The sequence below is a fragment of the Pirellulales bacterium genome, from assembly GCA_035546535.1.
In the GTDB taxonomy this organism is placed as follows: domain Bacteria; phylum Planctomycetota; class Planctomycetia; order Pirellulales; family JACPPG01; genus JACPPG01.
This window is the reverse complement of the sequence record DASZWQ010000143.1, coordinates 22,025-46,797: the sequence shown is the minus strand read 5'-3', so window position 1 is coordinate 46,797 and position 24,773 is coordinate 22,025. Positions and strand designations below refer to the sequence as shown.

Below are 24,773 nucleotides of genomic sequence, written 5' to 3'. Positions count from 1 at the left end.
CCGCGCGCGACTCTACCCTACGCGCAGCCGCTCTTCGACTTTTCGCACGGCTTCGGCCAGCGTCAGCGTATGATCGGCCAGCGTCACGGATTGTGGATCATTCATCCATTGGCCGATCTTCTTGTTGGCCGAGAGTACCGTCGTATGGCTGCGCTGGCCGAAGAATTCGCCGATCTCGGCCAGGGCCGCCCGCGTATGTTTCCGTGCCAGCCACATGGCGAGCATGCGCGGGTGAGCCACGGCGCTCGTGCGGCGCGACGAACAAAGGTTTTCCGGATCGATGCCGAACACTTCGCAGATCGCCTGTCGTACGTCAGCCAGGCGCACGGGCTGCCGGGCCGTGGTCACCGAATCGGCCAGCGCCTGCTCAGCCAGCGCGAGCGTCACTTCGCGCCCCAAGGCCCGGCTGGTCGCGTGCAGTTTCAAAAGCGCGCCGTGCAACTCGCGGGCGTGATCGCGAAAACTTTTGGCCACGAACGCGAGTACGTCTTCGGGCAATCGCATGTCCATCCGCGCGGCTTCGCCGCGCACGATGCCCAGCCGGGTCGCATAGTCGGGCGGATCGATGCGGCACACCAGGCCGGCGGACAAGCGCGTCACCAGCTCGGGCCCTAGCCCGGCCAGGGCTGCGGGAGATCGGTCGGCGGTGAACACCAACTGCCGACCTTCGCGCGACAGGGCATCGATCGTGTGCAACAGTTCACCGAGCGTAGCTTTTTTGCCGGCGAAGAATTGCAGGTCGTCGATCAACAGCAAATCGACGCCGCGATACTTGTTGCGGAAATTCGGGACGCCGCTGGTGTGCAGGGCCTCGAGGAAGTAGCTCGTGAATTGCTCGGCCGATAGATAAACGGCGTGCAGCCGCGGATGGCGCCGCTTGGCGGCCGTCCAAATTCCTTCCACGAGGTGCGTCTTGCCCACGCCTGTGGGGCCACACAGCACCAGGGGCGAGACGCGCCCGAGTTGCGAGGCGACTTCCTGGGCGCTGGTGGCCGCCAGCCGATTGCCCGCTCCGACGACGAACGACTCGAAGTTGGCGAAGCGGCGTTGGCCCAGCGATGGTGGGGCTGGGGGCGATTGGCAACTTGCGGAATTCGCGTCGCAGTTGGCAATCTTCAGCGGCTGCGGGGCGACGGATGGCGCCGCACCCGGGGTAGCAGGGCGCGGCCGGACCAGGTCACGTTCGATAAGGAACGAGACCGTCAGATCGCGGCCGAGCGCCTGCTGGCAGGACTCCTCGATGGGCCGACGAAAGTTCGTCCGCAGCCAGTCCTGGAAGAACTGGTTGGGTACGGCCACTCGTAGAGTGTCCGCAGCGAGAGTGACTCGGACGTTGTCGCCGAACCACATCTCGTATCGATCTTTGCCGACCTTATCCGCCAATGCCGATAGCACGGCAGACACGATCTCCGTATCGTCCTTGGTCACTTCCTGCGTTCCCCGTGCGCGCGGCACTACCCCAGGCAAACCCCGCCTTCATGACGTTGATTTGCGCCCGGCCAGGGGCCGGGAGGGAGAAGATTAAGAGTTGTCCCCACGTAGGCAGTCGCGATCGACGATTGATCGGACCAGGCGTGGTCCGCCGCGCGTCATTACCGAGCTGCCAAAGCTAAGAGCAACACCCGCGCTTGTCATTCGAACTTGTCACCCGAGAGAGTGCGATTCTATGTGTGCTGGCACCGCTGTCAAAGCGCTTTTGCGAAGTCACGCGCGGCGTTGCGGCGAGGAGCCAGACAACTCTCGGAAAAAATCCACATCGAGGGCTCATACACGCGACGAAAAAAATTTTCCGCGCCCGATTCGGAGACGTGGAAAAACTGTCGAACGACAGCGCGGCGCGCGGCGCGCGAAAATTTTCGCCGTCGCAAGTGGTGTTCAGTACAGCAGAAACGATTCCGCGCGCGGCGACGCGAAAATTGATCATTGACAATTGGTCGGAGAGTTGTCCCACGCACGTGTCGCGCGCTCATGACCCCCCGTCTGGAAAAATCCGCACAAGCGCGCGGCGACGATCCCACACGACAAAACCTGCGCGCTCGTACATCTTGACAGCCGGCGCGTTGGCCGCATCTACGGCCAGCACCAGCCGCGCGCGACCCGCGACGCGCGACAGCCGCTGCGCGTGACGCGCCATCATCAGCCCATAACCCTGACCGCGCGCCTCGGGCACGAGCCCCGCGTAGACGATTTCCCATTGATCGAGTGCCGCATGATCCGTGAGCAATAGACAGCCCACGTCGCTCGCCCCCGTGCGCGCGATCAGCCACCGCTGGGGATCGAAAGTCCCGCACGTCCGATATCCGGCCAATACGTCGTTCACGTCGCGCACGTCGTTGAGTTGCGGACAGTCGAGCGTCTGTTCGTAGGTGCGCTCGAGAATCCCGGCAAGCCGCGCGGTCTCGGCCGGCATCGCGGCGTCGAATTGCAAGCGCGTTTCCGGCTCGCGCGCGGGAAAATCCGCGGCCAGGGATACCATATATAAGAGATCGGCCAGGTGCAGAAAGCCGCGTGCCGCAAGTTGCGCCCGCTGCTGCGACGCATCGACCGCCAAGAGAGTCTGCGCCACGCGCACCTCCTGCCCGCCGAGCCACTGGACCAGCGCCGCCAAGAGCCCGTCGGAAATCGCGTCGGGCACGCCCTCCTGGACCACCGCCGGCCAGACACTGGCCACTCGTCCGGGCAGCACTTGGGCCCAAACCGCGCCAATCAACTCACCGGCTCGCCGCGCGACGAATAGGCCGCCGAGGTCCGCACGGCCCGCCCGCTCCGCCGCCAACAGCCCGGCGATGTGCGCTTCCCGGCGGACGGCCGGCACCTCCCGCAGCACCATCGCGAGCGCTTCGCGACGCAGCGACGCGGGGGCAGGCAGCATTTCGAATTCGTTCGCAGCTGGTTTCATAGTGCCTCAACGTTACGCCTGCCGTGCAACCCATTATAGGAGCCCTGGACCGACCGGCCGGGCTCCATTTTCGTTATTGTCGGGCCGTGGGGCGCAAACGGCGCTATAATCCAAGTTGCAGGCCCATCCCGTGAAGTAGACTCGCAGAGGCACGCGTCGACCGCTTCTCCGCCCGCCGAGGTCTTTGCCATGAGACATACGACCCTGCTGCTCGTTGCGATCACGGCGCTATTGCTGCCGCGGGCCGCGCTGGCCCAAGCACTACAGCGTGCCGAGTCGCAGTTGCACGAGCCCGAGACGAACGGGCCGGAACTGCTTGGCGCGCCGTCGGCCGGCACGCCAGCACAAAAATCGGGATACCTGGGGATCAAAGCCGATGATCGTGGCGCCGGCCAGGGCGTTCGGATCGTGGAAGTTGTCGAGGGCGGGCCGGCCGAGGCTGCCGGACTGCAAGTGGGAGACCAGATCGCGGCCGTACACGGCAAGAACGTAGCGACGATGGACGATTTCGCCGCGCTTCTGCGCCAGATGTCGGTCGGCACGCACGTGGTCTTCGACGTCGAGCGCGGCGGCCAGCGGCAATCGATCGAAGTCGTGCTCGGAACCAAAGCGCCGACGGCGGCAACGGTCCCGCAAATACGTTTAGGGCCATCACCGCCGCGCGGCGAAACGATCGGTGCTTCGCCCGTGTCGACCGGCGCGATTCGGTCGGCGGACCGTCCGGCGCCGCTGGGAATTCGCGTGGAAATGATCGATGATGCGGCGCGGCGCGCGCGAAACTTACCCGCCGACGTCGGCGTATTGGTTACTCGTGTGACGAAGAATTCCGCGGCGGCCAAGGCAGGCGTTTCGGTGGGTGCCGTGGTATTGGCCATCGACGGGCAGCGGATCGCCTCGCCCGACGAGGCCGCCGCGGCTCTCGGGCGGGCGCGTGTCGGACAGCCTGTGGCGTTCGCCATGAATGAAGATGGTCGGCAAGTCACGCGGAGCGTGACACCCGAAGCATCTGCCGCCAGTCCGCCACGCGTAACCAAATACCCCGACGGGTCGCCGGCGCGCGACGATCCTGCACCCGCGACGGGGCCAGGGCGAAGCGGTAACCGTCCCATGGCCACGATCAATAGCGAAATCGACGACGCCCGGAAGACGATCCGCCGGCTTCAGGAGCGTGTGGTCGAGCTGGAACGCGAGTTGGAAGCGCTCCAGGACAAAGCCGAAAAGCGGCGCGACGATATTCTCGAAACGGAAGAGGCACTGCGCCGAGCGGCGCCGAAGTCGAGAGCCCGGGCCCTTCCTGGCGAGCCATAAGCGGCGCTGCGCGTCGATTGTCCGCGCGCCTCGCCGGCAAACTTCGTTCGACGCAGCGCGATTATTTAGCCGCCGGCTTGCGCCGCGACCACAGCTCGGCCAGCTCGCGCCCGTCGTGGCGATAAGCCTCGGTCAGCGCGGCGTCGAAATCCTGATCCTGGGCAAACGCCGCGACGAGAGCCTGGAATTGCGGCAACTTGCGCGTCAGGCTTTGCACCAGCGCATAGCGGTGCGCGATCGATTCGCGATCCAACGTGGAGTCGGAGAGCAACTGTTCGGCGTTGGCCACCGGCGAGAGAGCCTGAATCTCGGTGTTCCACTTTTTAACGAGCGGACTCTTGGGCTCGACACGGGTCGCAATCGTCCGCGCGGCACCTGCCGCGAACCACGGCGGGACGTTGCTCAAGGTCAACAGAAACCCGTCGGCGACTTGCTCGGCGACCAAGGCCGGCAGGGTTTCGCCGCTCTCACCCTTCACGACGAGGCACGCGTACAAGTCCGCGCCTTGCGCCCGGGCATGGCCATTGACGCCTTCGGACGGCTCGCGCTCTTCGACCGCGCGCACGAAGTCGTCGTAGTCCTGCGCGCTACCGAATGCAAAGAGAACCAGGGCTCCTTTGACGAGCGGCGCGTCACTCGCAAGCTTGAGCAGTTTGCCGATCTTTGTGAGCTCGGTTTCGGCCAGCTTTGCCACTTGTGTCCGTCGATCCGCCGAAACGTTTCCGAAGACAAGGAAGTTCGCGGTTTGCTGCACCTTGGCCGGCGCGTCGGGGAATGCTCGGGTCCACATTTTTTCGGCCGAGGCGCGCCGCTTCGCCGTGAGCTCCTCGTGCGTCAGCTGCGCAGCTTCGTACCGCTCGATCGCGAGTGAAAGCGGCATGGCCGTGTCGATCCCGCCCGTTGGGGCGCCCTGCTTGATCCAGGCTTCGAAGCGCGCGATCACATCCGAGGAAAGCGACGCTTTGTCTTTCGGCATGCGTGTACCGTCGAGGCCGCGCAGTCGCTTGACGAGCAAGCTGTCGCGCGGCCGGCCGGGCTCGACAACCTTGCCCGACGCCCCGCCCTCGATGAGCGAAGCGAACGAGGTCAGGCGAAGCTCACCGGCAGGCTGATCATTTTTATGGCAATCGAGGCAACTGGCCACGATCGCCGGGGCCAGATCACGAACGAATAGAACGTCCTCTGTCTTGGCCGCGCTGGGATCGTTCGCCGGCGCCATTGCAGGCTGTTGACCCAGGGGGGCCGTCGGATCGGTGCCGTCGAAGCGCGCGCCGGCGTTGATCCACAGGGAAATCATGGCCAGCTCTTCCGGGCTGACCTGTCCTCCGCCGCGCGGCATTTTGCCCGTGAAAATGACTTCCACGAGCCGGCTGGCATCGCTTGCCCCTGGCGTGATAATCGGTCCGTCGCGCGATCCCCGGGCCAGCGCGGCGAAGTTCGCCATGCTCAGCCCGCCGGATGCCGCATTGATGTGGCAATTGCCGCATCGGGCAATCAGGATGGGCGCGACATCGGTCGAGAACTTGGGCGCGGGCGGTTTGTCCTGGTTGGGCGCGCTCGTTCGATTTGTTGCGCCGTTTTTCGCGGCGGTGCGGGCCGGCGACGCTTCTTTTGTCTTGGAGCGTGCGGTCGCGGCCGCCTTGCTGCCCGTGCCCTTCCGTTTGGCCAGGGTCCGTTCGGCGGTGGTCAGCCGCTTTTGCAGGCCTTCGACTTCTGCGCGCAGGTCGTCGGGAAGCGCTATTTTGCGAAGCGAGGCCAGGCTTTCGGTCGCATCGTCGAGCGCTGCCTGGGCCTCGTCATTCTTCTTGCTGCGCAAGAGCTGGTTGGCTCTCTGCAACGATCGGTCGATCGACTCGAACAATTCGGCCGGATCGTCGTCGGCGTACGCCGGTGTGGGCGCCGCGCATAAGATGGCGAGCACGGCGAGGATGATTTTGAATGCCGTACGCATGGTCCTGAGCCAGGCCTCGCGAGGGTCCTGTTCCGTAGGTGGCCCGTCTACGCCAACCTAAGCGTGTCGAGCCCGGCCCGCCAGTCGCTGGCGCCTTTATCGGAAGCGACAGTCCTGGGAAACGTCTGCCGGCGATTCAAGCCCCTTGGGCAGTACGGCTGGGATCGAGATGCGGATTTCCCGGTCTTTTTGACGGGCGGCCACCCGTCGATCCGCTCGGAATTCCTGGTTTTTTTGACAGGTACTGTACCGCTGCTTACACTCGGTAAAGGCCTGTGCTGGCTAGGAGTTACCGCACGGACCTGGCCTATCGAAGAGCAGCTTTTCGGCGTGTCGGCACCGGTCGCCGCTGGACCCCTGGCGATTGGGGCGCGCGCGACGTCGCAGGGTGCTCGTTACGGAACAGAATCACAAGCGCGATAATTTTCACGATGTAGGCGGCGCGCTGGTCGTGCCGCGGAGGATGCCGCTATGGCACGTGCCGAAAATCAGGGTCTGCAAATCGCGTTGATCGTGTTCGTGATGCTGACGATCGTTCTGGCGGTCGTCACGTTCATGTACGTGCGCAGCTTCCAGGAAGCCCGCGCCGAGGCCACGAAGCTGAAGGACACGGCCCGCGACGACACGGCCCGCGCCCAGGACATGCAGAAAGAGATCACGCTCTTGAAGGAGATGCTGGGCGTCGATCCGAAGACGATCGTCGGCGCCACCGAGGCGGACGAGAAGGCGGCGCTGACGGTGAAGAAGACGTTCGAGACCGACATGGGCCAGTTCGCGGCCACCTTGCCGCCCGAGAAGCAGCATTATCGTGACGCGCTGGAATCGCTGTGGCAGACGAATCAAGAGCTGTTCACCGCCAGTACGGAACTGCAAAACCAGTTCAAGCAGTTGCAGGACCAGTTCAAGCGCCGCGAAGAGGAGCGCGACACGCAGATCAAGGAGTTCAGCAGCCGGGCCGACGAGCAGGCTAAGGAGACCGTGGCCGAGCGCGGCAAATTCGAAGACGACCGGCAGCGGATCAATGCCACCAGCGAAGATCTGAACAATCAGCTCGCCAAGAAGGACGCCGAAAAGGGTCAGATCGCGGACAACGCCGCCAAGCAAGAGCAAGCGTTGAAGACTGAAATCAAAACCTTGGCCACCAACGTCACGTTAAAGAACGAAAAGCTCAAAAAGCTGACGAACTCGAACTTCGAGGTGGCTCAGGGCGAGGTCGTCAACGTCCAATCGCATAAGAAGGGGACGGTGTATCTGAACATCGGCGCCGCGGACCAGTTGATTCCGCTGGTCACCTTCAGCGTGCACGATCGAGAAGCCAACACGGCGCTTGGCGATGGCCTGAAAGCCCGCATCGAGGTCACGCAGATCATGGGCGATCACATGTCGATGTGCCGAGTGCTGGAAGAGGACCTGGCGAACCCGATCGCCAACGGTGACAAGGTTTACACGCCCCTGTGGCACCCGGGCCAGCGGACGCACTTTGCCATCTTCGGCAACATCGATCTCGACGGCGACGGCGAGGACGATCGGGACGTGATTCGCGACTTGATTACGTCGGTAGGGGGCGTCATCGATTCGGAAATGGATGCCCTTGGCAAGATCAGCGGCAACATCGACATCAACACCCGCTACTTGCTCGAAGGAAAAATCCCCAAGGATCGGGGCGCCGCCGCGGGCGCCGCGGACATGATCAGCAAGGCCGAGTTGGCCGGCACCGAGCGGATGCCGATCACCAAGTTCATCGAGCAATCGGGCTGGAAGGATCCGCGCCAGGTCGTGAAGTTCGGCCGCAACGGCACGCGCGAGCGCATTCCGCCCGAGCCCAAGGACGCCGCCAAGCGCACCGCCACTTCGAAAGATGCGGCCAACTTCGCCAAGCGCCGCCCGTGGCGCCCGCCGGCACCGGCGCCGAGCGAAGACAAAGAGTAGCGGCGCCGGCGTTTGGCCACACGAGTTGACGTTCGGCCCCCTTATGATGGCCGAACGTCGTCGCTCGCAAATCGCGAGAAGATCTCCTGCAGCGACTCGATCGATGCCGGCTTGACCAGGTGTACGTCAAACCCCGCTTCCTGCGATTTGCGCCGGTCGCTGTCCTGACCGTACCCGGTGAGGGCCACCAGTAGTAGGCTCTCTCCCCCAGGCAGCGCGCGCAATTGTACTGCCGTTTGATAACCGTCCATGCCGGGCAAGCCGATATCGAGCAGAATGACGTCGGGTTGAAAGTCGCGGGCTTGCTCGATCGCCTTCGAGCCGTCGTAAGCCGTCCTGACCTCATGCTTCCAAATCCGTCGCAGCAGCAGGCTGAGCGAATGCGCAGCGTCGTGATTGTCATCGACGACCAGCACGCGCTTGACGGAAACTGCCGAAGGCTTCCAAGCCGGCTTGACCTCCGGCGGTGCGCCGTGGCGGATCGGCAACCGCACTTCGAACTGGCTTCCTTTGCCAAGGCCTTCGCTCCGCGCGATGACTTCGCCACCATGCAGGCTGACGAGCTTGCGCACCAGCGCCAAGCCGATCCCCAATCCGCCGCGCGCCCGATCCAGTGTGTGGCTGACCTGGGTGAAGGGGACGAAAATCTGCGTCAGCATATTGGCCGGGATTCCCACGCCCGAATCCGCGACCTTGAGGATCGCGTTGTTTTCGTGACTCTCCAAATGGACCGAAATGCTCCCTCCCGCGTCCGTGTATTTGCCGGCATTGCTCAGCAGGTTTGCCAGTATCTGCGACAGCCGCACCGGGTCGCCTTCAACCCACACGGGCTTCGCCGGTAACGATGACGAAAGCTGCTGCTCGCGTGCTTCGCAATCGCGACGCGTCTCGGCGAGCACATTTGTCGTCAACTGAACGAGATCGACGGGTTCCTTGCGCAGTTGAATCTTCCCTTGCATGATGCGCGACAGGTCGAGCAAATCGTCGACCAGCCGCACAATGTGCTCGATCTGGTTGTGCATAACGTCCTGGCACCACTGGACAGTCTGGACCTCACCGCCGATTTTGAGCAATTCGAGAGAGTTGCGTATTACGGCCAACGGGTTGCGCAACTCATGAGCCAGCATCGCCAGGAACTCGTCCTTGCTGCGATCGGCGGCCCGCAATTGCTCTTCATTCGCCCGCAGCGCCAACTCGGCCCGGCGTCGTTCGGTCACATCGCGAAAGACGAGCACGACGCCCACCAGACGTTGCTGATCATCGCGAATGGGGGCGGCACTGTCGTCGATGGGCAACTCGCGCCCCGACTTTTGCACGAGCACCGAATGATTGGCCAGGCCCACGACTTTGCCATCGCGCAGGGCCCGCAGCGCGGGATTTTCGGCCGGACGGCGCGTTGATTCATCGAGGATGCGAAACACTTCCGGGAGCGGCTTTCCTTTCGCTTCGGCCCAACTCCAGCCGGTCAAGGCTTCGGCCACGGCATTGAAGAACGTCACCCGCCCCGTCGTGTCGGTAGCGATCACTGCATCCCCGATGCTGGCCAGCGTGGTGCGGAACAATTCGCGTTGCTCGTTGAGCGTGGCATTGGTCGCGACGAGTTCGGCCGTGCGCTGCCGAATGCGTTCTTCAAGCTCCTGGTTAGCGCGTTGCAGTTTCAGTTCGGCCGCGATGCGCGCATCGATCTCGCGTTGCAATTCCTCGGGACTGCGCATCGAGAGAGCCCGCGGCACGATCGGCACGAGCGCAAACACCGTTCCCCAGGAGACGAGCGCCGTCAGAAATTCGATCAGACCAAGCAGCCGATACGCGGGCCACCAGAACATGATGGCATCGAGCAAATGCGTCAGCCCGCACGCCAGGATGAACGCCCCAAACAGCAGGAAGACGCCTCGAAACGGGATCTGGGCTTTGCGCCAGACAAAGTAAATCAGCACGGCGGGAATGGCGGTGTACGCCGACCACACACCGACGTCGGAGAGGATGTACAACCAACCGTGGAAATCGCTCCAATTCCCGCAATGCCATCGCGGCATGAAGCCGTCGGCGCTGAATAGGCCCCGAACAAAACCGTCCATTGGGACACCCCACGAGGAGACTCATCGATCGGAGAGCGTCGATTCTAGATCGTCCGCGACAGGAAACGCATCCCCCGAGGCCGGCATTTCGTCGAAAAAACCCGGTCGCGTCGGTTCCTCGGGGCGCGGGCGATTTGGTGTGCTGCGCCAATCGTTGCCGCACGCGTCGCACCATTGAGCGGCCGGCAAATGGTCGTGAGACGATTAGCTAGCGCTGGTGGGCTTCGCGAAACTTGCCGTAAACGACCATGGACGGCCGATGATATCCGGTCGCACGAAGCCAGCCGCCGCGGCCAGCCGCGTGACGGTCGCGCGTGATTGAAAGTGCGGATCCGCCGCCATTTCCGTGATCGACAGTCGGCCGCCGGGCTTCAGCACGCGAAAACACTCGGCCAGGGCCTGCTCGCGATGAGGGATTTCGCCCAGCACCATCGCCATGTACACGACGTCGAAGCAAGCCTCGCCGAACGGCATGTTTTCAGCATTGCCGAGTTCGGTTGATAAGTTCTCGACACCGGCGCCGCGCTTCTTCAGTCGTTCGATCATGCCCGCTTGCACGTCGAGTCCCACCACGGTGCCGCCGGGCCGCACGCGTGCGGCGGCGGGTATCAGCAATCGGCCTGGCCCAGGCCCGATTTCCAGCACACGGTCGCCGGATGCCAGGCCGATGCGATCCAAGGTTCGCTGCGTCGCGGTCCACCAATCGACGAACCCACCTTCGAGCGACCGGCTCAGCCAACTGGGGCAGGGAAGCAAATAGCAAATAGCGCCGGCTCGCCCAGCGCCAACCGAGATTTACCGCTGCATAGAGTGCCACCACGACGACGATGAGGATGACAAGGATCTGGCTATAGCTCATGGCATCTTCTGCACTCAGAATCGCGGCGCCGGCGCCTTCCCAGTAGAATGCTGTCCTGACCTTCCGACGGCGGCTTCTGTGGCGAACGAATGAACATCATTAGTGTAGTGATCGATTGGCTGCACGTGGGCTACCTGGGCTGCTACGGTAACTCGTGGATCGAGACGCAATATTTCAATCAGCTCGCGGCTACGGGCTTTCTTTTCGACCAGGCGCTGATCGAATCGCCTGATCTGGCGGCGCAGTACGCGTGTTTCACGTCGCTGCCCGGGCCGGCGGGCCTGCCCAAAAATTCGTTCGTGCAGCGCTTGCGCGATGCCGGGATGATGTCGGTACTCATCACCGATGACCCGCTCGTGGCCGAACTTCCTTGGGCGGCCGCGCTCGACGACGTCGTGCACGTGGACATCGAGCGCAGCGGCAACTGCGCCGCGGAAATCGAAGAAACGAATCTCGCGCGGCTCTTTGCCGCGGTGGGCGAGTGGCTCGATGAAGCGCGCGAACCGTTTTGCCTGTGGCTGCATTGCGGCAGCCTCGGTATGTCGTGGGATGCGCCTCTCGCCTTTCGCGAGCGCTACCGCGAGGAGGACGATCCGGCCCCACTCGCTGGTACGACCGTGCCCACGCGCCGGCTTAGCGAGCATTATGATCCCGATGAGCTGTTACCGGTGACGCAGGCTTATGCGGGCCAGGTGTCGCTGCTCGACATCTGCCTGGGCGTGTTGCTCGAGGATATGGAGCAACGATCGCTCGCCGACCGGACCGTCCTTTCGCTCACAAGTGCGCGCGGCTTTCCGTTGGGTGAACATGGCCGGCTAGGGCCAAACGACCAGGCGCTGTACGCCGAGCTTGCGCACGTGCCGTGGATCCTCCGGTTTCCCGACGGCAGCGGCGCCGCCGATCGCACTCAGGCGCTGGTGCAGCCGACCGACCTGGCGCCGACACTGGTCGACGCTCTCGGGCTGCCGCTGGACGCTGGTCGCGATGTAACCGGCAGCGCCTTGCCCCTTCTCCACGGTCGGACCGAGGCGCGACGCGATCGAGCGTTTCTTTCCGGTCCCAAAGCGCAGCGCGCCGTGCGCACAGACGCCTGGTACATGCGGGTGCCGGAATATTCGGCGCCAGGCACGGCGAAGCAGCGCGACCTGACCGTCGAGCTTTATGCCAAGCCCGACGATCGCTGGGAGGTCAACGACGTCGCCGACCGTTGTCCGGAAGTGGTTGAACTGCTCACCGCGGTCCTCGATGCGGCCAATAGCGCCGAGACGGCGAGCGCGCCAGCTCCGCTAGCAGAAATCCTCACCGAGCATTTGGACTAAGAGGTGCTGGCATTCGTAATGCGTTTTGCCATGGGCGTTTACAAGAGGCCCAGCGAATAGTCGCGAAACAACCGCTATCGCGCACGCGATAGCAACGAACGATGCGATTGCCTTTCCCGGCATACGTGGCGGGCCAGCAGTCGAAGATGGCATAGGTCGCCCTCCGCCGCGGCACTATAATCCGCGTCCCCTTCGGGCGAGATTACTCTTTACTGCTTCGTCACTTACGGCCGGTTCGTAACAAGGTGACGCGGTTTTTTCTGGCCTGCTCGGGTTTGTACATCAGTCAGCGGCGCCAACGTGTGCTTGGAATCTCTCCGTAGCGCAGCGTCGAAAATAGTTTTGAGTCCACGATGATCGGACAAGGAAGTCCGAAAGCAGCGTACGCGGCGTCGGCCGGCAGGTCGTCGTCGGTGATTCGCATTGCGCTTGGCGGTCGGTGGAACCGATCAAGCTGGTGGGCATCGCGCGCGCGAAGATCGGCGGTCGCGAACGTCCCTTCGCGCTCGCCGTCAGCTCTTGGCGCCTGTGCCCGCTATGTGGCGCTCTGCTTCGCTCTCTCGGCTTTGCTTCTTGCCGCACCGCTCGCTGCTCAGCAACCTTCGATGCGGCTGCGCTTGGAATGGGGAGGCGGCCGCGAACAACTATGGCGCGGCACGGTCGCGCTCGACGAAGGAGCGCTCTCGGCGCCGACTCCGCTGGGCATTGAAGCGGACGAGCCGGCATCCATTTGGATCGATTCGGGCAATCTGCGCATCCAGCCGCGCAGCGCCCGTGCCTACGACGGCGTCGATCTCGACGTGACGGCGCCGCTGACCGCGATGCTGCGCGTGAATCTCTCCGGCGCCGCCGATGCTGCCGCGACCGACGTGGAAGTGCCGCTCGCACAGGTGGCGCATGAGCCGTTCGCGGTTTCGCTCGATGCCCTGGGTAGCCGACTATTGGTGCGGCGCGTACCGGGAGATCGCTTGCGCGTGAAGCTCCCGCGCGATTCGGTGATCTTTTCGACGGGAGAAATCGCCGAGGTCGAGCTGCAGCCGCATTTGTTGGGCTCGTCGGCGGGTGGCAAGGTGCTGATGGTGGCGCAACTTTTCGCCGCGCGCACGGCGCGCGATCCCTTGTGGTCGTTCGAGCGTGAACTACCGCTTACGCCCGATGGCTCGGCCACCGAGCCGGCGGTTCTTCCCGTGAAATTGCCGGAAGCCGAAGGGATCTACGATTTGCGCATCGTGATCCATCGCCGCGCGCTGCAAAACCGCTTGGGTTGGAAGCAGACGGTCGACGAGCGCAAGTTACAGTTCGTGGTGCTGGCCAAGGAACGCCCGCGCCCGGCAGGCGCCGCGCCGCTGCCGGCGGTGGCCGACACGTTGTTCGAAATCGATCCGGCCAACCCGGCCTGGTGGGAGCGGTGGACGAACGTCCCCATTCCTGGTCTGCGCCGTGGTCCGCTCGGCAATGGTGACGCGGCGCCCTGGCAGCATTCGCTCGGCTCGCTGACTCAACTCGGTCCGGGGGGGCGCGAACCAAACGTGAGTTGGGAGGCGTTTCCGCTGCCGATCGCACGGCCCGGCCAGCCGCATTTCGTCGAAGTCGAGTATCCCGCCGATCTGCCGCAGACGTTGGGCATCAGCATTGTCGAGCCCAATACGGCAGGCCACATGACACCGATTGGTCTGGATACGGGCATCGACGTACCCGACACGGCGGTCAGTCGCGAGCCGCGTCTGGCCAGGCATCGGGTGGCCTTCTGGCCGCGCACCAAGGCGCCGCTGCTTCTGCTCACGAATCAGCGCGAAGGATCTCGCGCGGCGTTCGGCAAGGTGCGTGTCATTGGTCCGAAAGCCGCCGGCGTCTCGAACCTGGGTCGTGATACAAGCCGCCCCGCGTATTTGCCAAGCGCCTTTCCCGCCAACCAGCCCGGCGGTAATCGACTGCTGGCCGCTTACTACGACCGGCCGCTCTTTCCCGAGAACTTCTCGGCCAGCGAAGCCTACGACGAATGGAGCGGTCGCGGGCTGGACGACTGGGTCACCTACTACGAAGGGGCGGCGCGGCTCGTCGAGTATCTGCAATACGTCGGCTACAACGGGCTGGTGATGACCGTGCTGGCCGATGGCAGCACGATCTATCCGAGCAAGCTGTTGCAGCCCACGCCGCGCTACGACACGGGCGCTTATTTCGTTTCCGGTCAGGATCCCTATCGCAAGGACATCCTGGAGCTGCTTTTCCGGTTGTTCGATCGAGAAGGAATGCAACTAATTCCGGCGCTGCAATTCGCGGCGCCGTTGCCGGCGCTGGAAGAAGAGCTGCGCCGGTTGCGCAATGGTGAGAAGTCGGGTATCGTCCCCGTCGATGCGCAGGGACGCTCGTGGCTGGCCGTACACGGCGCGCGGAAGGGGCTCGCCCCGTATTACAACCCGCTGAACGTCCGCGTGCAGGACGAGATGCTTGCCGTGGTGCGCGAACTGTGCGAGCGCTACCAGCATCACGCGGCGTTTTCCGGCCTGGCCTTGCACCTGGCCGCCGATGGTTATGCGCAGCTGCCGGGGGCGGATTGGTGCTACGACGAGCAAACTGTCGATCGCTTCGTACACGAGCGGGAATTGGAAGCTCTCGTGCGGCAGGATCACGCTGCGCGGGTTCAAGCGATCGCCAGCGAATTTCGTGCTCCCTGGCTCGAATGGCGCAGCCAGGCGCTGAATCAACTGCATCGCCGCATGCAAGCCGAGATGGTGCGCGTGAAGGATGCTCCCGCGCGGTTGTATCTGGCCGGTGCGCATCTCTTCGATCGTCCGGATATTCAGCAGGCGCTGCGCCCCAGCTTGCGCGCCCGCACCAGCGCGCAGGGTGTGCTCTTGTCGCTGGGCATCGATCCAAAGCTATGCCAGGAAAGCGAGGAGCTGGTACTCGCCCGGCCGCAGTGGATCGAGCCGGTCAACCAGCTCGTGGAGCAAGGCGTGGAAGTTGAGTTGAATCAGTCGGCGGAAATCGACCGTGCCGCGCAAGCCCGGACGGCAGCTGCGCTGTTTTTCCACGAGCCGCAACAGTTGCGCTTGCCGTCCTTCGACGCCAAGAGCCCGTTCAAAGGCGCGCAGACGCTGCTCGTCGGCCAGCCGGCGCCGGCCGGCGCGCTCAATCGGCAACGGTTCGTACACGCCATCGCCACGCTCGATGCCGCCACGCTCATCGACGGTGGTTGGCTGTTACCGCTGGGGGCCGAGGAATCGCTGGCCGAGATGGTCGCCACTTATCGCGAGCTGCCAGCGGCCCCCTTCGAGACCGTCGCGGGGACGCAGCAACCGGTGACGATTCGCCGCCACTCGACGGACGCGGCGACGTACGTCTACTTCACCAATGATTCGCCATGGCAAACGCGCGTCACGGTTGAAGTCGAGACGCCGAGCGTGTGCCAACTGGATCGTTTTGGCAAGACGCGCCGGCTGCCAGCGCTCTCGGCGGCAGGGGCGCAGCGCAACTGGGTGATCGACCTCGAGCCCTTCGAACTATTGGCCGGGCGGTTCTCGTCGCCCGACGTGCAGCTTGCGCATCCGCAAGTGTCGTTTGCTCAGGACGTCGAGAACGATCTCTATCTGCGCATCCGCGAGTTGGGTGAACGGGTCGCCGCGCTCCAGCAACCGCAAGCCCGCAGGATCCTCGTCAATGCGGGGTTCGAGCAGCCGCCGGAACCGGACAATGCGCTCCCTGGCTGGACGCTGCGCGAACACCCAGGCGCGGCCGCGGAATGCGACACGAATCAAAAACGCTCGGGTGAACAGAGCCTGCGTTTTAGCAGCACGCAAGCCGCGGCCTCGCTCGTCAGCGCGCCGATTACTCCGCTGCCTAGTGGGCACTTGTCGGTGCTGGCCTGGCTGCGGGTGGCGGATCCGCAGCGGCAGCCCCCTTTGCGCCTGGCCGTGAGCGCACGCTGGAAGGGGCAGGATTACTATCGTTATGCGCCGGTCGGCGCCGGCACCGCGCAAGCCATTAGCGGCGATTGGACGCAGTTCCTCTTCGAGGTCCGCGACTTGCCGACCGAACAATTGTCCGACTTGTGCGTTCGTTTTGATCTGACCGGGCCAGGTGAATTGTGGATCGACGATATCGAGCTGCGCGAGTTCGACGATCAGGAGTTCCGCGAGCTGAAGAAAATGATCACCGTCGCCAGCTACATGCTCGAAAGCCGGCAGCTCGGTGATTGCATGCGCTTGCTCGATGGCTATTGGCCGCGTTTCCTGGTCGCCAACGTGCCCTTGGCGGCCGATCCATTGGCCGCGCGCCCGCGCTACACGCCCAAGCGAACCGACGCGTCGGCTCCCGTCGAAACCGAAGCCAAGCCGGGCATCATGGAACGCATGCGCAGGGCCATGCCCTCGATGTTGCGGTGAGACGACCCCGCATCAATTGCGTGTGCGGCCATCACGCCGGCTTGCGCCGTGCGGGGTACCCGGCAAATCCGCCGCGCACTACCTCGACCCCTTCGGTATTCGTCCACCGGCATTTTGCGCGCACCAATCCGCGCGGCTCTTCGACGGCCGTGATCTCGACTTCGAGAGTGATGGTGTCGCCGACGTAGACCGGCGCCACGAATTCCATGTTCATCTCCGTGGCCAGAAAGCCCCACAGCCCGCCCAGGTGTGTTGCCATGCTCCCCGGCAAGAGGCCGGGAACGATGCGGCGCTGGAAGCGCGTCGTGGCGGCGAAGGTGTCGTCGGTGTGGTAGGGATTGATATCCCACGTGGCGCCGATGAACAGCGCCATGTCGCCGTCGGTGAAGGTGCGCGTGAACGAGACGCGCTGCCCCACGGTGAAACTGTCGGGGATGCGCGAAGCGATGGTCGGTCGAGGCATGGCGGCGGACCTGGCGGTGAAAGCGATTGCTGAACCGCCGCCAATAGACCAGCCCCGCGCGCGGTTCGCAAAGCGCTAGCGACCTGTCGCGGTGCAAAAAGGGGGGCCATGCTCACGCTTGCCTGAGCATGTGGCGCGATCCCTTGCCGGTTCAGCTTGGCCACGGCGCGCGTGGCCACGGCACCCAAACGCAGCTTCGACTGTGTGACTGAGCGGTAGCGACGGCCGACGGGTTGCCGCGCCGCAGGCGCGCAAAAAAGGTCATGGTAATTCGATCCGTCGACTTACCATGACCTCTATCCTGAAACGGGGCAGCCCTAGGTGATTGCCCCGCCCTCCCGGCATTTGTATTGAAAGTATCGGCATGGGCGCAGGTCCTGCTAGAGCCGATCCCAACACGCGCGGCGATCGGTAGCGAATGTGCCGGCTGGGCAAAACCGCCGCATGTCAGCCGCGATGATCAGGAAAGAAAAACGGGCGCGCCCCCTAGCGTTGGGGCGCGCCCGCTCGTGCCAGCGCCCCTTCGCCTTTGCTACTCCTTCTCCCCGAAGGCAACAGCGGCAGAGGGGGGCTAGCGTCCGAAGGTTTTCGTCGCGCTCGGCGGGCGCCGGCTCACCATGAGCCGCACACCGCGCGGTAACTAAAACGATGGCTCGAGCGCGGGCCGTGGAGCGTCGTCGGTCGGCGTGGTCTGGCTCGGCACGGCCTCACGCGGCAAGGGCGGAGCAACCTGTTCACCGTCCACGGGCGATTGCTCGATGCCGAGCGTCGGATCCAATTCTTCGCCGCCGAGGTCTTCGATCGGCTCCTCGTCCAAGCCATCGTCCATGAAGGCCGAAGCACCGAGCACCGCGCCGTAAGCGCCGGGCGCGCCCAGCGGCCCGCACCAATAGCCGCTACGGAATAAGGCTCGATTCAGCCGCCGCACGTAGCGGCGATACGCATGTGGCGACATCAAGCAGGTGGGATCACAACCGTAGCCTGGGGGCATGATCGCGGCCTGGCCGGCGGCCGTTGCATCAAGGCCCGTGGCCGCGGCGGCGCCGTACGCGCTGTACGCCACCTGGCCATAAAACGGACCGGCGCCCGCAGGTGCATAAGGGGCGAAGCCTTCGTAGGGGCCCGGCAAGAATCCGTAGTATCCGTAGTAGGGGTAGCCGCCGTAACTGTACCCGCCGAAGCCGAAGCCGACGGGGTTAAGGCTGTTCGGTCCCACGGCGACCGGTGGCACGACGGCAGGACCGTACGTCACGATCACGCGACGCCGATGAAAGGCGTTCGCGTCAGCCACAAGCGCCACGGCCGTGCCCGCAACGACCGCTAAAATCAGGCTGCGACGAACCCACTTCGACGAAACAATGGCTGACATGCTTTACTCTCCCTGCAAGGCAAACCGAGAGACGCGTGACCGTGGCCCGCGGGCCGGGTGAGAGGAAACCTGATCCTCGATCTCGCGCGGGTTGGTTACCGCGGCGGCCGCATATGCGGGCGGGTACGGGTCACGGGAAAACATGCCCCGCGATTGCCCGTAGAGCAAACGCAACCGTTGCATTTTCGCCAACCGTTCAGGTCACCCGAGCCGAACACGGCATCGCCTATCCCGTTCGGCGGCAGCAAGTTGCTGCTAGAATCAAGCGATCCGGCGGTGTGTTGCCTTTTGGCAACGCTCGCGCAAGCTGTAGCGATTGTGCCAACCTTGAGGGCAAGCCCGCGTTGTCGTCGCCATGAATAACGAAGCCTTACACTTTTGGCACCCCGTGATCGTGCTCGTTGTAGAAAGCATGGTGATCGCGACTGCGCTCGATTACGCGCGATCGTTTGTGCGCGAGACGACGCTCGTCGCCCCGTGGCGATGGGGGCTGACGGCGCTCGCCGCACTCGTGGGCGTGGAATTGGCCGCCGTCCTGGCGTCGGGCGAGGGTCCCCCGCGCTGGCTCGGCGCGGCCCGCTATATCGCGGCCGTCGCGACGTTCTGCCCGATCATCGCCGTGCTGGGCGCGAAACGGCCTCAAGACCGCGCCTGGCACTTGATCGTGGCGGCGCTGTGGTTCGTCTTGGCGCTACCCGCGTTTCAGGACCTGATCTATCACTACGGGCAGCCGGTGGCGCTGGATCCGGCGTGGCGCGCATTTGTTGCCGTGCTGATCGGCGTGGGACTGGTGAACTATCTCCCCACGCGCTTCTGGCCAGCGAGCCTGCTGTACGCCGCGGGACAATTCGTGCTCTTGGCCGACTACTTGCCATGGGGGGACAGGATCACGATCGCGACCGCGTGGCGCGTCCCGGCGGCGCTGGGGGTCTTCGCGGGCGCCGCAATCCTGCCAGTGCTGGGCTGGCCGCGGCGCAGGCCCGCGCGCGATACGCACGAGCGCCTGTGGTGCGACTTTCGCGATGCCTACGGCATGCTATGGGCCGTGCGCATCGGGCGCCGCGCGGAAGAGACGGCCCACGCTGGAAGCCGCGATCCAGGCGACGCCAGCGCTGCCGCGACCGCGTCACGCGACGCTGCCGAGCGCACGTTCATCGCCCACCTGCAACGCTTCGTACCGCGCGCTTGGATCGACGAGCGCCTCGCTGCACTAACTCCCTCTCCCTCTGGGAGAGGGCCGGGGTGAGGGGAACAGCAATAGGCGTCGAAGTTGAAAGCCCCTCACCCTAACCCTCTCCCGAAGGGAGAGGAAGTCTTTCGATCGAAGTACGGGCGCGGATTTACCAGCCGAGCGCAACAAAAAAGTTGCCCGGCGTCAGGTGACTGCCGGGCAACCTTCATTACGTTCGATTTCGTAGGCGTCACGCTCTTACGGCGTGGGAACGGCAGCGGGTGTCGCCACGTCGTTGTAGCCAGCACCTGTCGCGGGCATCGACGTCGCCGAGCCATCGTAGCTCGCCGGGCGAACGCCCGAGGCGGTCGAGCCGTAGCCACTGGGCACGCTGCCTCCCGGTGTCGTTGGCACATAGTCCGAAGTACCACCAGGACGATAAGGAGTACTGCTGGCGGCCGGCATCGTGGTCGACGCAGGCGTGGCCGGATAAGCCGAACCTTGGTACGGCGCCGCGGCGGCAGGGGCGGCCGGGGTCGTGCTCGGATAGCTGCTGGCGGCCGGGCTCGAATACGCGCTACCGGTCGTCGCGGCCGGGCTTTCATATTGTCCGTAGCGGCTGTCCGCCGTCTGAGCGACCGGTGTGCCAGCGCTGTACGATTCGGCACCCGGCGTGCTGGGCGGCGGGTACGAGCCCGCGGCACCTGTCGTAGGATAAGCCGACGCGGTCTGCGGATAGGTGCCGGTCGAGGGGGTGCTGCCATAGGAACCAGCCGGCGGCGAAGTGCCGTACGCACCAGGGCTGGCGGTTGAACCATACGATCCGGCCGAGGCCGTGGCTCCATAAGAACCAGGCGTCGAGGGATAGGCGCTCGCGGCCGACGGCGCCATCGAGCTGCCATAAGCACCTTCTTGCGGAGCGGCGGGCGAAGCTCCGGTTGCCGCATAACCACCGGCTCCCGGATACGAACTCGGCATGCCGCCGGTCGAAGGATAAGCGGTGTTTCCGCCCGGATAGGCGGCCGGGGCGCCGTAGGCACTACCGGCATTGGTCGTGCCGGCTCCCGCGCCGGGATAAGTGGCGGCGGTGGCCGCGGCCGCGGCTTCAGGATAAGTCCCGGTCGCGGCGGCCGAGGTATTGCCCGGCGCGTAGCTATTGCCAATGTTGTAGGGCTGCGTCGTGGTCGACGGCAGTTGCACGTTCGACTGCGCTTGATTCGAGTAGGCGCCCGCTGGCGTGGTGGCGCCCGGGTAGGCTTGCGAGGCTGCGGCCTCCTTCTTGGCGAAGGGCCACTTCACGCCGCTTTGGCAACCCGTGACGGCCAGCGCCAAAAGGGCGACACACGTTGCGTGCGCAACTGGAAAATACATGGCTCGGCTGCCTTGTAGAGAGAAGAAGATATGTCAGAGACGACAGCGGGTCGCACGGCCTCCTTGCCGCGCTCGCGCACCGCACTGCTCTGTTGAAATGCGACAAGATGTGCTGCGCTCGTCCGTGCGCGGTGCGGGCCGCACGCGGGAGCGTTGTCTGGATATCTATTCGGACAGGTGCAACGGTGAACTCCATACAATCGCGTTAGAAGGCACGACTGCCAGAGTGACCGCCTACGGCGCAACCGGGCGGGGATTATAGAAGGACGCGCCCGCGAATCAATATCATTTTTGGCAAGCGCGCAACCGCATTGCCAAGCATCGCTAGCAATGCCGCCGCGACAGCGCGTTACCTGACCTGCTCGACCGAGTGCTAGCGCTTGGCAGCGGCGAATCGCTCGGCCACGTTCGGCCAGTTGATCACGTTCCAGAAGGCCGCGATGTACTCAGGCCGGCGGTTCTGGTACTTCAGGTAATACGCGTGTTCCCACACGTCCAGGCCCAGGATCGGCGTGTTGCCGTGCATGAGCGGGCTGTCTTGATTTGGCGTGCTTTCGACAATCAGCTTGCCGCCGGGGCCGACGCTCAGCCAAGCCCAGCCGCTGCCGAAGCGCGTGGTAGCAGCCTTGGCAAACTGATCCTTGAAAGCGTCGAAGCCGCCCAGATCGGCCTTGATGGCTTCGGCCAAGGCGCCGCTCGGCTGACCGCCCGCCTTCGGTCCCATCACGGTCCAGAACAGCGAGTGGTTGGCGTGGCCGCCGCCGTTGTTACGTACCACCGTGCGGATGTTCTCGGGCACCTTGTCGATCGCCGACACCAGCGCCTCGATGCTTTGATTGCCCAAATCCGTTCCTTGAATGGCGTTGTTCAAATTCGTCACGTACGCGGCGTGATGCTTGTCGTGATGAATCTGCATCGTCTGCGCATCGATATGCGGCTCGAGGGCGTCGAAGGCATACGGCAGGTCGGGCACGGTATAAGCCATGGTGGTTATCTCCGGAACGGACAGGTCGAAGCAGCGAAAAATCGTACAATCCGCGCGCAGCATACCCGAAAGGTTTCGCAATAGCAATCAGCCGCGCGGGCCGCAGATCACCGAGAAACCCACGGGTGTCCCCGGTGGCTTGTTCACCAGTACGATTCTCGCGCGGAAAGAAGTGCCGCACGCGTGTCGGCCCTAGCGTGACCAGCGCGGCAGCAGCAGACCCTTGGCGCGCGCAAGCACGCTGGCCGCGGTGTCGCCCGGTTCGACGGCCATCAGATAGGCGCGCAGGCTGATCAACAATTGCCGCGCATGCTCGTCGACGAGCTTCTGGCGGCGCTCGGCGGTCTTCTCGGGCCGGATGGCGATCTTGATGATCGTCCGCACCCCGGACCCGGCCTGGCGATCGTCGTCATTCGCCGGCCGCTCGCGCTCTTCCTCGAAGTCGATTTCCATCGTGAACCGCGTGGTGCGCTGCGAGAACAGGGGCCGCGCCGGCGATCCGCAGGTGACGGCCAACACGACGCGCGTTTCTTTCAGCTCGATGACGTTGGCATGATGGTCCGAGATGAAACCGCGCAGTTTTTCCACGCTCACTTCCAGCGGCACCTCGCTCACCAACTGCTTTTCGATCACCGGCTCGCCGGAGGTGAACTTGCAGCGCAGCTTGAGCAGCGGCCGGGATGCGGTCTCTTGCCCCGAGCCAAGCTGCACGACCTTGTTGCGGCCCGCCGCTTTCGCCTGCTGCAACGCGCGCTTCGCGCGGCAGATCATCGTGTCGGGCGTATCGCCAGGCTGGATTTCGGTAACGCCATAGCTGGCGCTGGCGCGCTTATTGCCCAATTCTTCGTGCGGCAAATCGGCGAAGGCCATGCGCAATTGCTCGCCGCGCCGCGCCACGATCTGGCCGTCGCAGTCGGCGAAGAACATGATGAACTCGTCGCCGCCGTAGCGGGCCAGGATATCACCCACCCGGCACGAGCCGAGCAACAGCGCCGCATAAGCCCGCAACACCTCGTCGCCGGCTCGGTGCCCGTAGTCCTCGTTGATCTGCTTGAAGTCGTCGACGCCGGTGATGATGATGCTGCAGCGTCGCTTCTCGCGCGTGTGGGCGGCCACGGCCGCGTCGACTTGCCGATCGAACTCGGCCCGATTCGGCAGCCGCGTCAGCGGATCGCGTGCCGCGATTTCGTGCAACTGCTGCGAATGCTCGTGGTGCGCGTCTTCGGTGACCGTGCCGTGTAGCACGATGACGAGCCCTTGCGGCGTGCCGTCTTCGCCGTGTACGGGGCACGCCCGGGCCGTAACCGTGGCTACGTGCCCATCGCGGCCGCGCAGGTTCAGCCGACCGGCCCACATCGTCCCGGCCTGCAACGCATAGGCCATGGGGCACTGCTGGTCCTGGATGATGCAGCCGTGTTCATCGCGCAATCGCAACAGGCTGGGGGCCCAGTTGCGCAGGTAAACGTTTTCGGCCGGCACGCCGGTCAGCCGCTCGGCCGCCGCGTTCCAGCGAATGATTCGTAGCGAGTTATCGACGAAAATCACGGCCTCGGCCAGTTCGTCGATCAACCGCTCCTGGAAGTACGGCATCTGATAAAGCTGCGGCGACGGCGCCTCGCGGTCGTTCAATCGCCAGGCGGTGTTCACTTCCGAAGGATCAAGCTGCTGCAGCCACCGGCGCGGCACCAGCTCGAGCAGTTTCGATTCGTCGTGATCGTGCAATTCGCAGAATGACTTCACGAGGCGTGGATCGAACTGCCGGCCAGCGCCGCGGTGTAGCTCGTGAAACGCCTGTTGCCGCGTTAGCGCCGGACGATAGTCGTGATCGTTGGTCATCGAATCGAAGGCGTCCATGATCGCCACGATGCGCGACCCCAGCGGCAACGATTCGCCCAGCACCCCCAGGCCCAGACGGCTGCCGTCGAACCAGGCGGGCGTGTAGAGCAGGATGTCTTGCAGGGTCTTCGCGGCGCAGCAGTTGCGCAGGATTTCCAACCCCACCAGCCAATGCCCCTCGACGACGGCCATTTCCTGCACGGTCAGCGGGCCGGGCTTGGTGAGGATGTGCTCGGGGACGCCGATCTTGCCGACGTCGTGCAAAAGCGCGGCCACTTCGATCTCGTCGCGCCGCTCGGGGGGCAATCCCAGCCGATGGACCCAGGCCGAGCAACCCAGCGCCACGCGCAGGCAATGCCGCGCCGTCGGCTCGTGCTTCCATTTCAGCGCCGTGTACAAGCTGCTGGCGATGCCCAGCCGCACCTGGACCAGGGTGTTTTCCTGAGTGGGGGTCAGCTGCAAGGGCGTGCTGGTCGAGGCGTTTGGCGTCTCGTGCAAATCCGAAAGCAGCCTGGTCAGCTCTTGAAGCCGTTCGCCGATCGGGAGTTGATCCGAGGCGAGCACGGCGTCCGCCGCGCCGCCTGCACGAGCGGCCGTAGATGGGGAGGCAGAAGGTGTCATGGTTGCCGATACAGCTGTGGGGAGCGCGATCGAAGCGCGTGCGTTGGCAGGTTCGTGCTCCCGAGATGTGTTGCGATCGCCTGCCACTGGAAAACATAGTTCGAAATGCCAGGACGCGCCTGACAAAATTGCTCAACCGGCCCCAAAGCCGGGTGTTCGAGCGTTTTCTGGTCCCCCGACTTGCACGGCGAGCGGGCTGTTCCGCGCCGCATCCCGACCGGCGCGACGC

At 64.4% G+C, this 24,773-nt stretch carries 15 protein-coding genes; 5 read left to right on the top strand and 10 right to left on the bottom strand.

The annotated features are described in order from the left end of the window. Positions 1-12 precede the first annotated feature (12 nt). The gene (gene dnaA / locus VHD36_17065) at positions 13-1,428 is read right to left on the bottom strand and encodes a chromosomal replication initiator protein DnaA (protein ID HVU89038.1); all 1,416 of its coding nucleotides are present in this window, start codon (positions 1,426-1,428) and stop codon (positions 13-15) included. A gap of 538 nt (positions 1,429-1,966) precedes the next feature. After that, positions 1,967-2,872 (bottom strand): GNAT family N-acetyltransferase, encoded by a 906-nt coding sequence (locus tag VHD36_17060; protein ID HVU89037.1) that lies wholly within the window; start codon positions 2,870-2,872, stop codon positions 1,967-1,969. Positions 2,873-3,088: 216 nt separating this feature from the next. On the opposite strand from VHD36_17060, the gene VHD36_17055 reads away from it, so the two are divergent. Beyond that, positions 3,089-4,207: a PDZ domain-containing protein gene (locus tag VHD36_17055; protein HVU89036.1), complete on the top strand. Its 1,119-nt coding sequence runs from the start codon at positions 3,089-3,091 to the stop codon at positions 4,205-4,207. Between the two features lie 61 nt (positions 4,208-4,268). Here the strand turns inward: VHD36_17055 and VHD36_17050 are convergent, their stop codons facing one another. Beyond that, complete coding sequence (locus VHD36_17050; GenBank protein ID HVU89035.1) at positions 4,269-6,158, bottom strand: c-type cytochrome domain-containing protein; 1,890 nt, start codon at positions 6,156-6,158, stop codon at positions 4,269-4,271. A gap of 471 nt (positions 6,159-6,629) precedes the next feature. On the opposite strand from VHD36_17050, the gene VHD36_17045 reads away from it, so the two are divergent. Then, a complete protein-coding gene (locus tag VHD36_17045; protein ID HVU89034.1) occupies positions 6,630-8,087 on the top strand; it encodes a hypothetical protein in 1,458 nt (485 codons plus the stop codon). Positions 8,088-8,128: 41 nt separating this feature from the next. Here VHD36_17045 and VHD36_17040 read toward each other — a convergent pair whose 3' ends face one another. Continuing rightward, positions 8,129-10,123, bottom strand: coding sequence for an ATP-binding protein (locus VHD36_17040; protein ID HVU89033.1), 1,995 nt, complete (start codon positions 10,121-10,123; stop codon positions 8,129-8,131). A 246-nt stretch (positions 10,124-10,369) separates the two neighbouring features. Beyond that, entirely contained in the window at positions 10,370-10,921 is a 552-nt protein-coding gene (locus VHD36_17035) for a methyltransferase domain-containing protein (GenBank protein HVU89032.1), read from the bottom strand. Between the two features lie 192 nt (positions 10,922-11,113). Here VHD36_17035 and VHD36_17030 point away from each other — a divergent pair, with 192 nt between their 5' ends. Beyond that, positions 11,114-12,343 (top strand): sulfatase-like hydrolase/transferase, encoded by a 1,230-nt coding sequence (locus tag VHD36_17030; protein HVU89031.1) that lies wholly within the window; start codon positions 11,114-11,116, stop codon positions 12,341-12,343. A 605-nt stretch (positions 12,344-12,948) separates the two neighbouring features. Next, positions 12,949-16,728, top strand: a complete 3,780-nt coding sequence (locus VHD36_17025; protein ID HVU89030.1) for a family 10 glycosylhydrolase — start codon at positions 12,949-12,951, stop codon at positions 16,726-16,728. Between the two features lie 31 nt (positions 16,729-16,759). On the opposite strand, the gene VHD36_17020 is transcribed toward VHD36_17025, so the two are convergent. Then, positions 16,760-17,191, bottom strand: a complete 432-nt coding sequence (locus VHD36_17020; GenBank protein HVU89029.1) for a MaoC family dehydratase — start codon at positions 17,189-17,191, stop codon at positions 16,760-16,762. 640 nt (positions 17,192-17,831) lie between these two features. Then, positions 17,832-18,560 (bottom strand): hypothetical protein, encoded by a 729-nt coding sequence (locus VHD36_17015; protein ID HVU89028.1) that lies wholly within the window; start codon positions 18,558-18,560, stop codon positions 17,832-17,834. Between the two features lie 355 nt (positions 18,561-18,915). On the opposite strand from VHD36_17015, the gene VHD36_17010 reads away from it, so the two are divergent. Next, positions 18,916-19,806 carry a hypothetical protein gene (locus VHD36_17010; GenBank protein ID HVU89027.1) on the top strand — a complete coding sequence of 297 codons (891 nt, stop codon included), beginning with the start codon at positions 18,916-18,918 and terminating at the stop codon, positions 19,804-19,806. Between the two features lie 183 nt (positions 19,807-19,989). Here the strand turns inward: VHD36_17010 and VHD36_17005 are convergent, their stop codons facing one another. The 3 genes from VHD36_17005 to VHD36_16995 form a co-directional block, all read right to left on the bottom strand. Further along, positions 19,990-21,102: a hypothetical protein gene (locus VHD36_17005; GenBank protein ID HVU89026.1), complete on the bottom strand. Its 1,113-nt coding sequence runs from the start codon at positions 21,100-21,102 to the stop codon at positions 19,990-19,992. Positions 21,103-21,475: 373 nt separating this feature from the next. Next, entirely contained in the window at positions 21,476-22,087 is a 612-nt protein-coding gene (locus tag VHD36_17000) for a superoxide dismutase (protein ID HVU89025.1), read from the bottom strand. Positions 22,088-22,279: 192 nt separating this feature from the next. Further along, positions 22,280-24,487: a diguanylate cyclase gene (locus VHD36_16995; GenBank protein ID HVU89024.1), complete on the bottom strand. Its 2,208-nt coding sequence runs from the start codon at positions 24,485-24,487 to the stop codon at positions 22,280-22,282. Between the last annotated feature and the right edge of the window lie 286 nt (positions 24,488-24,773).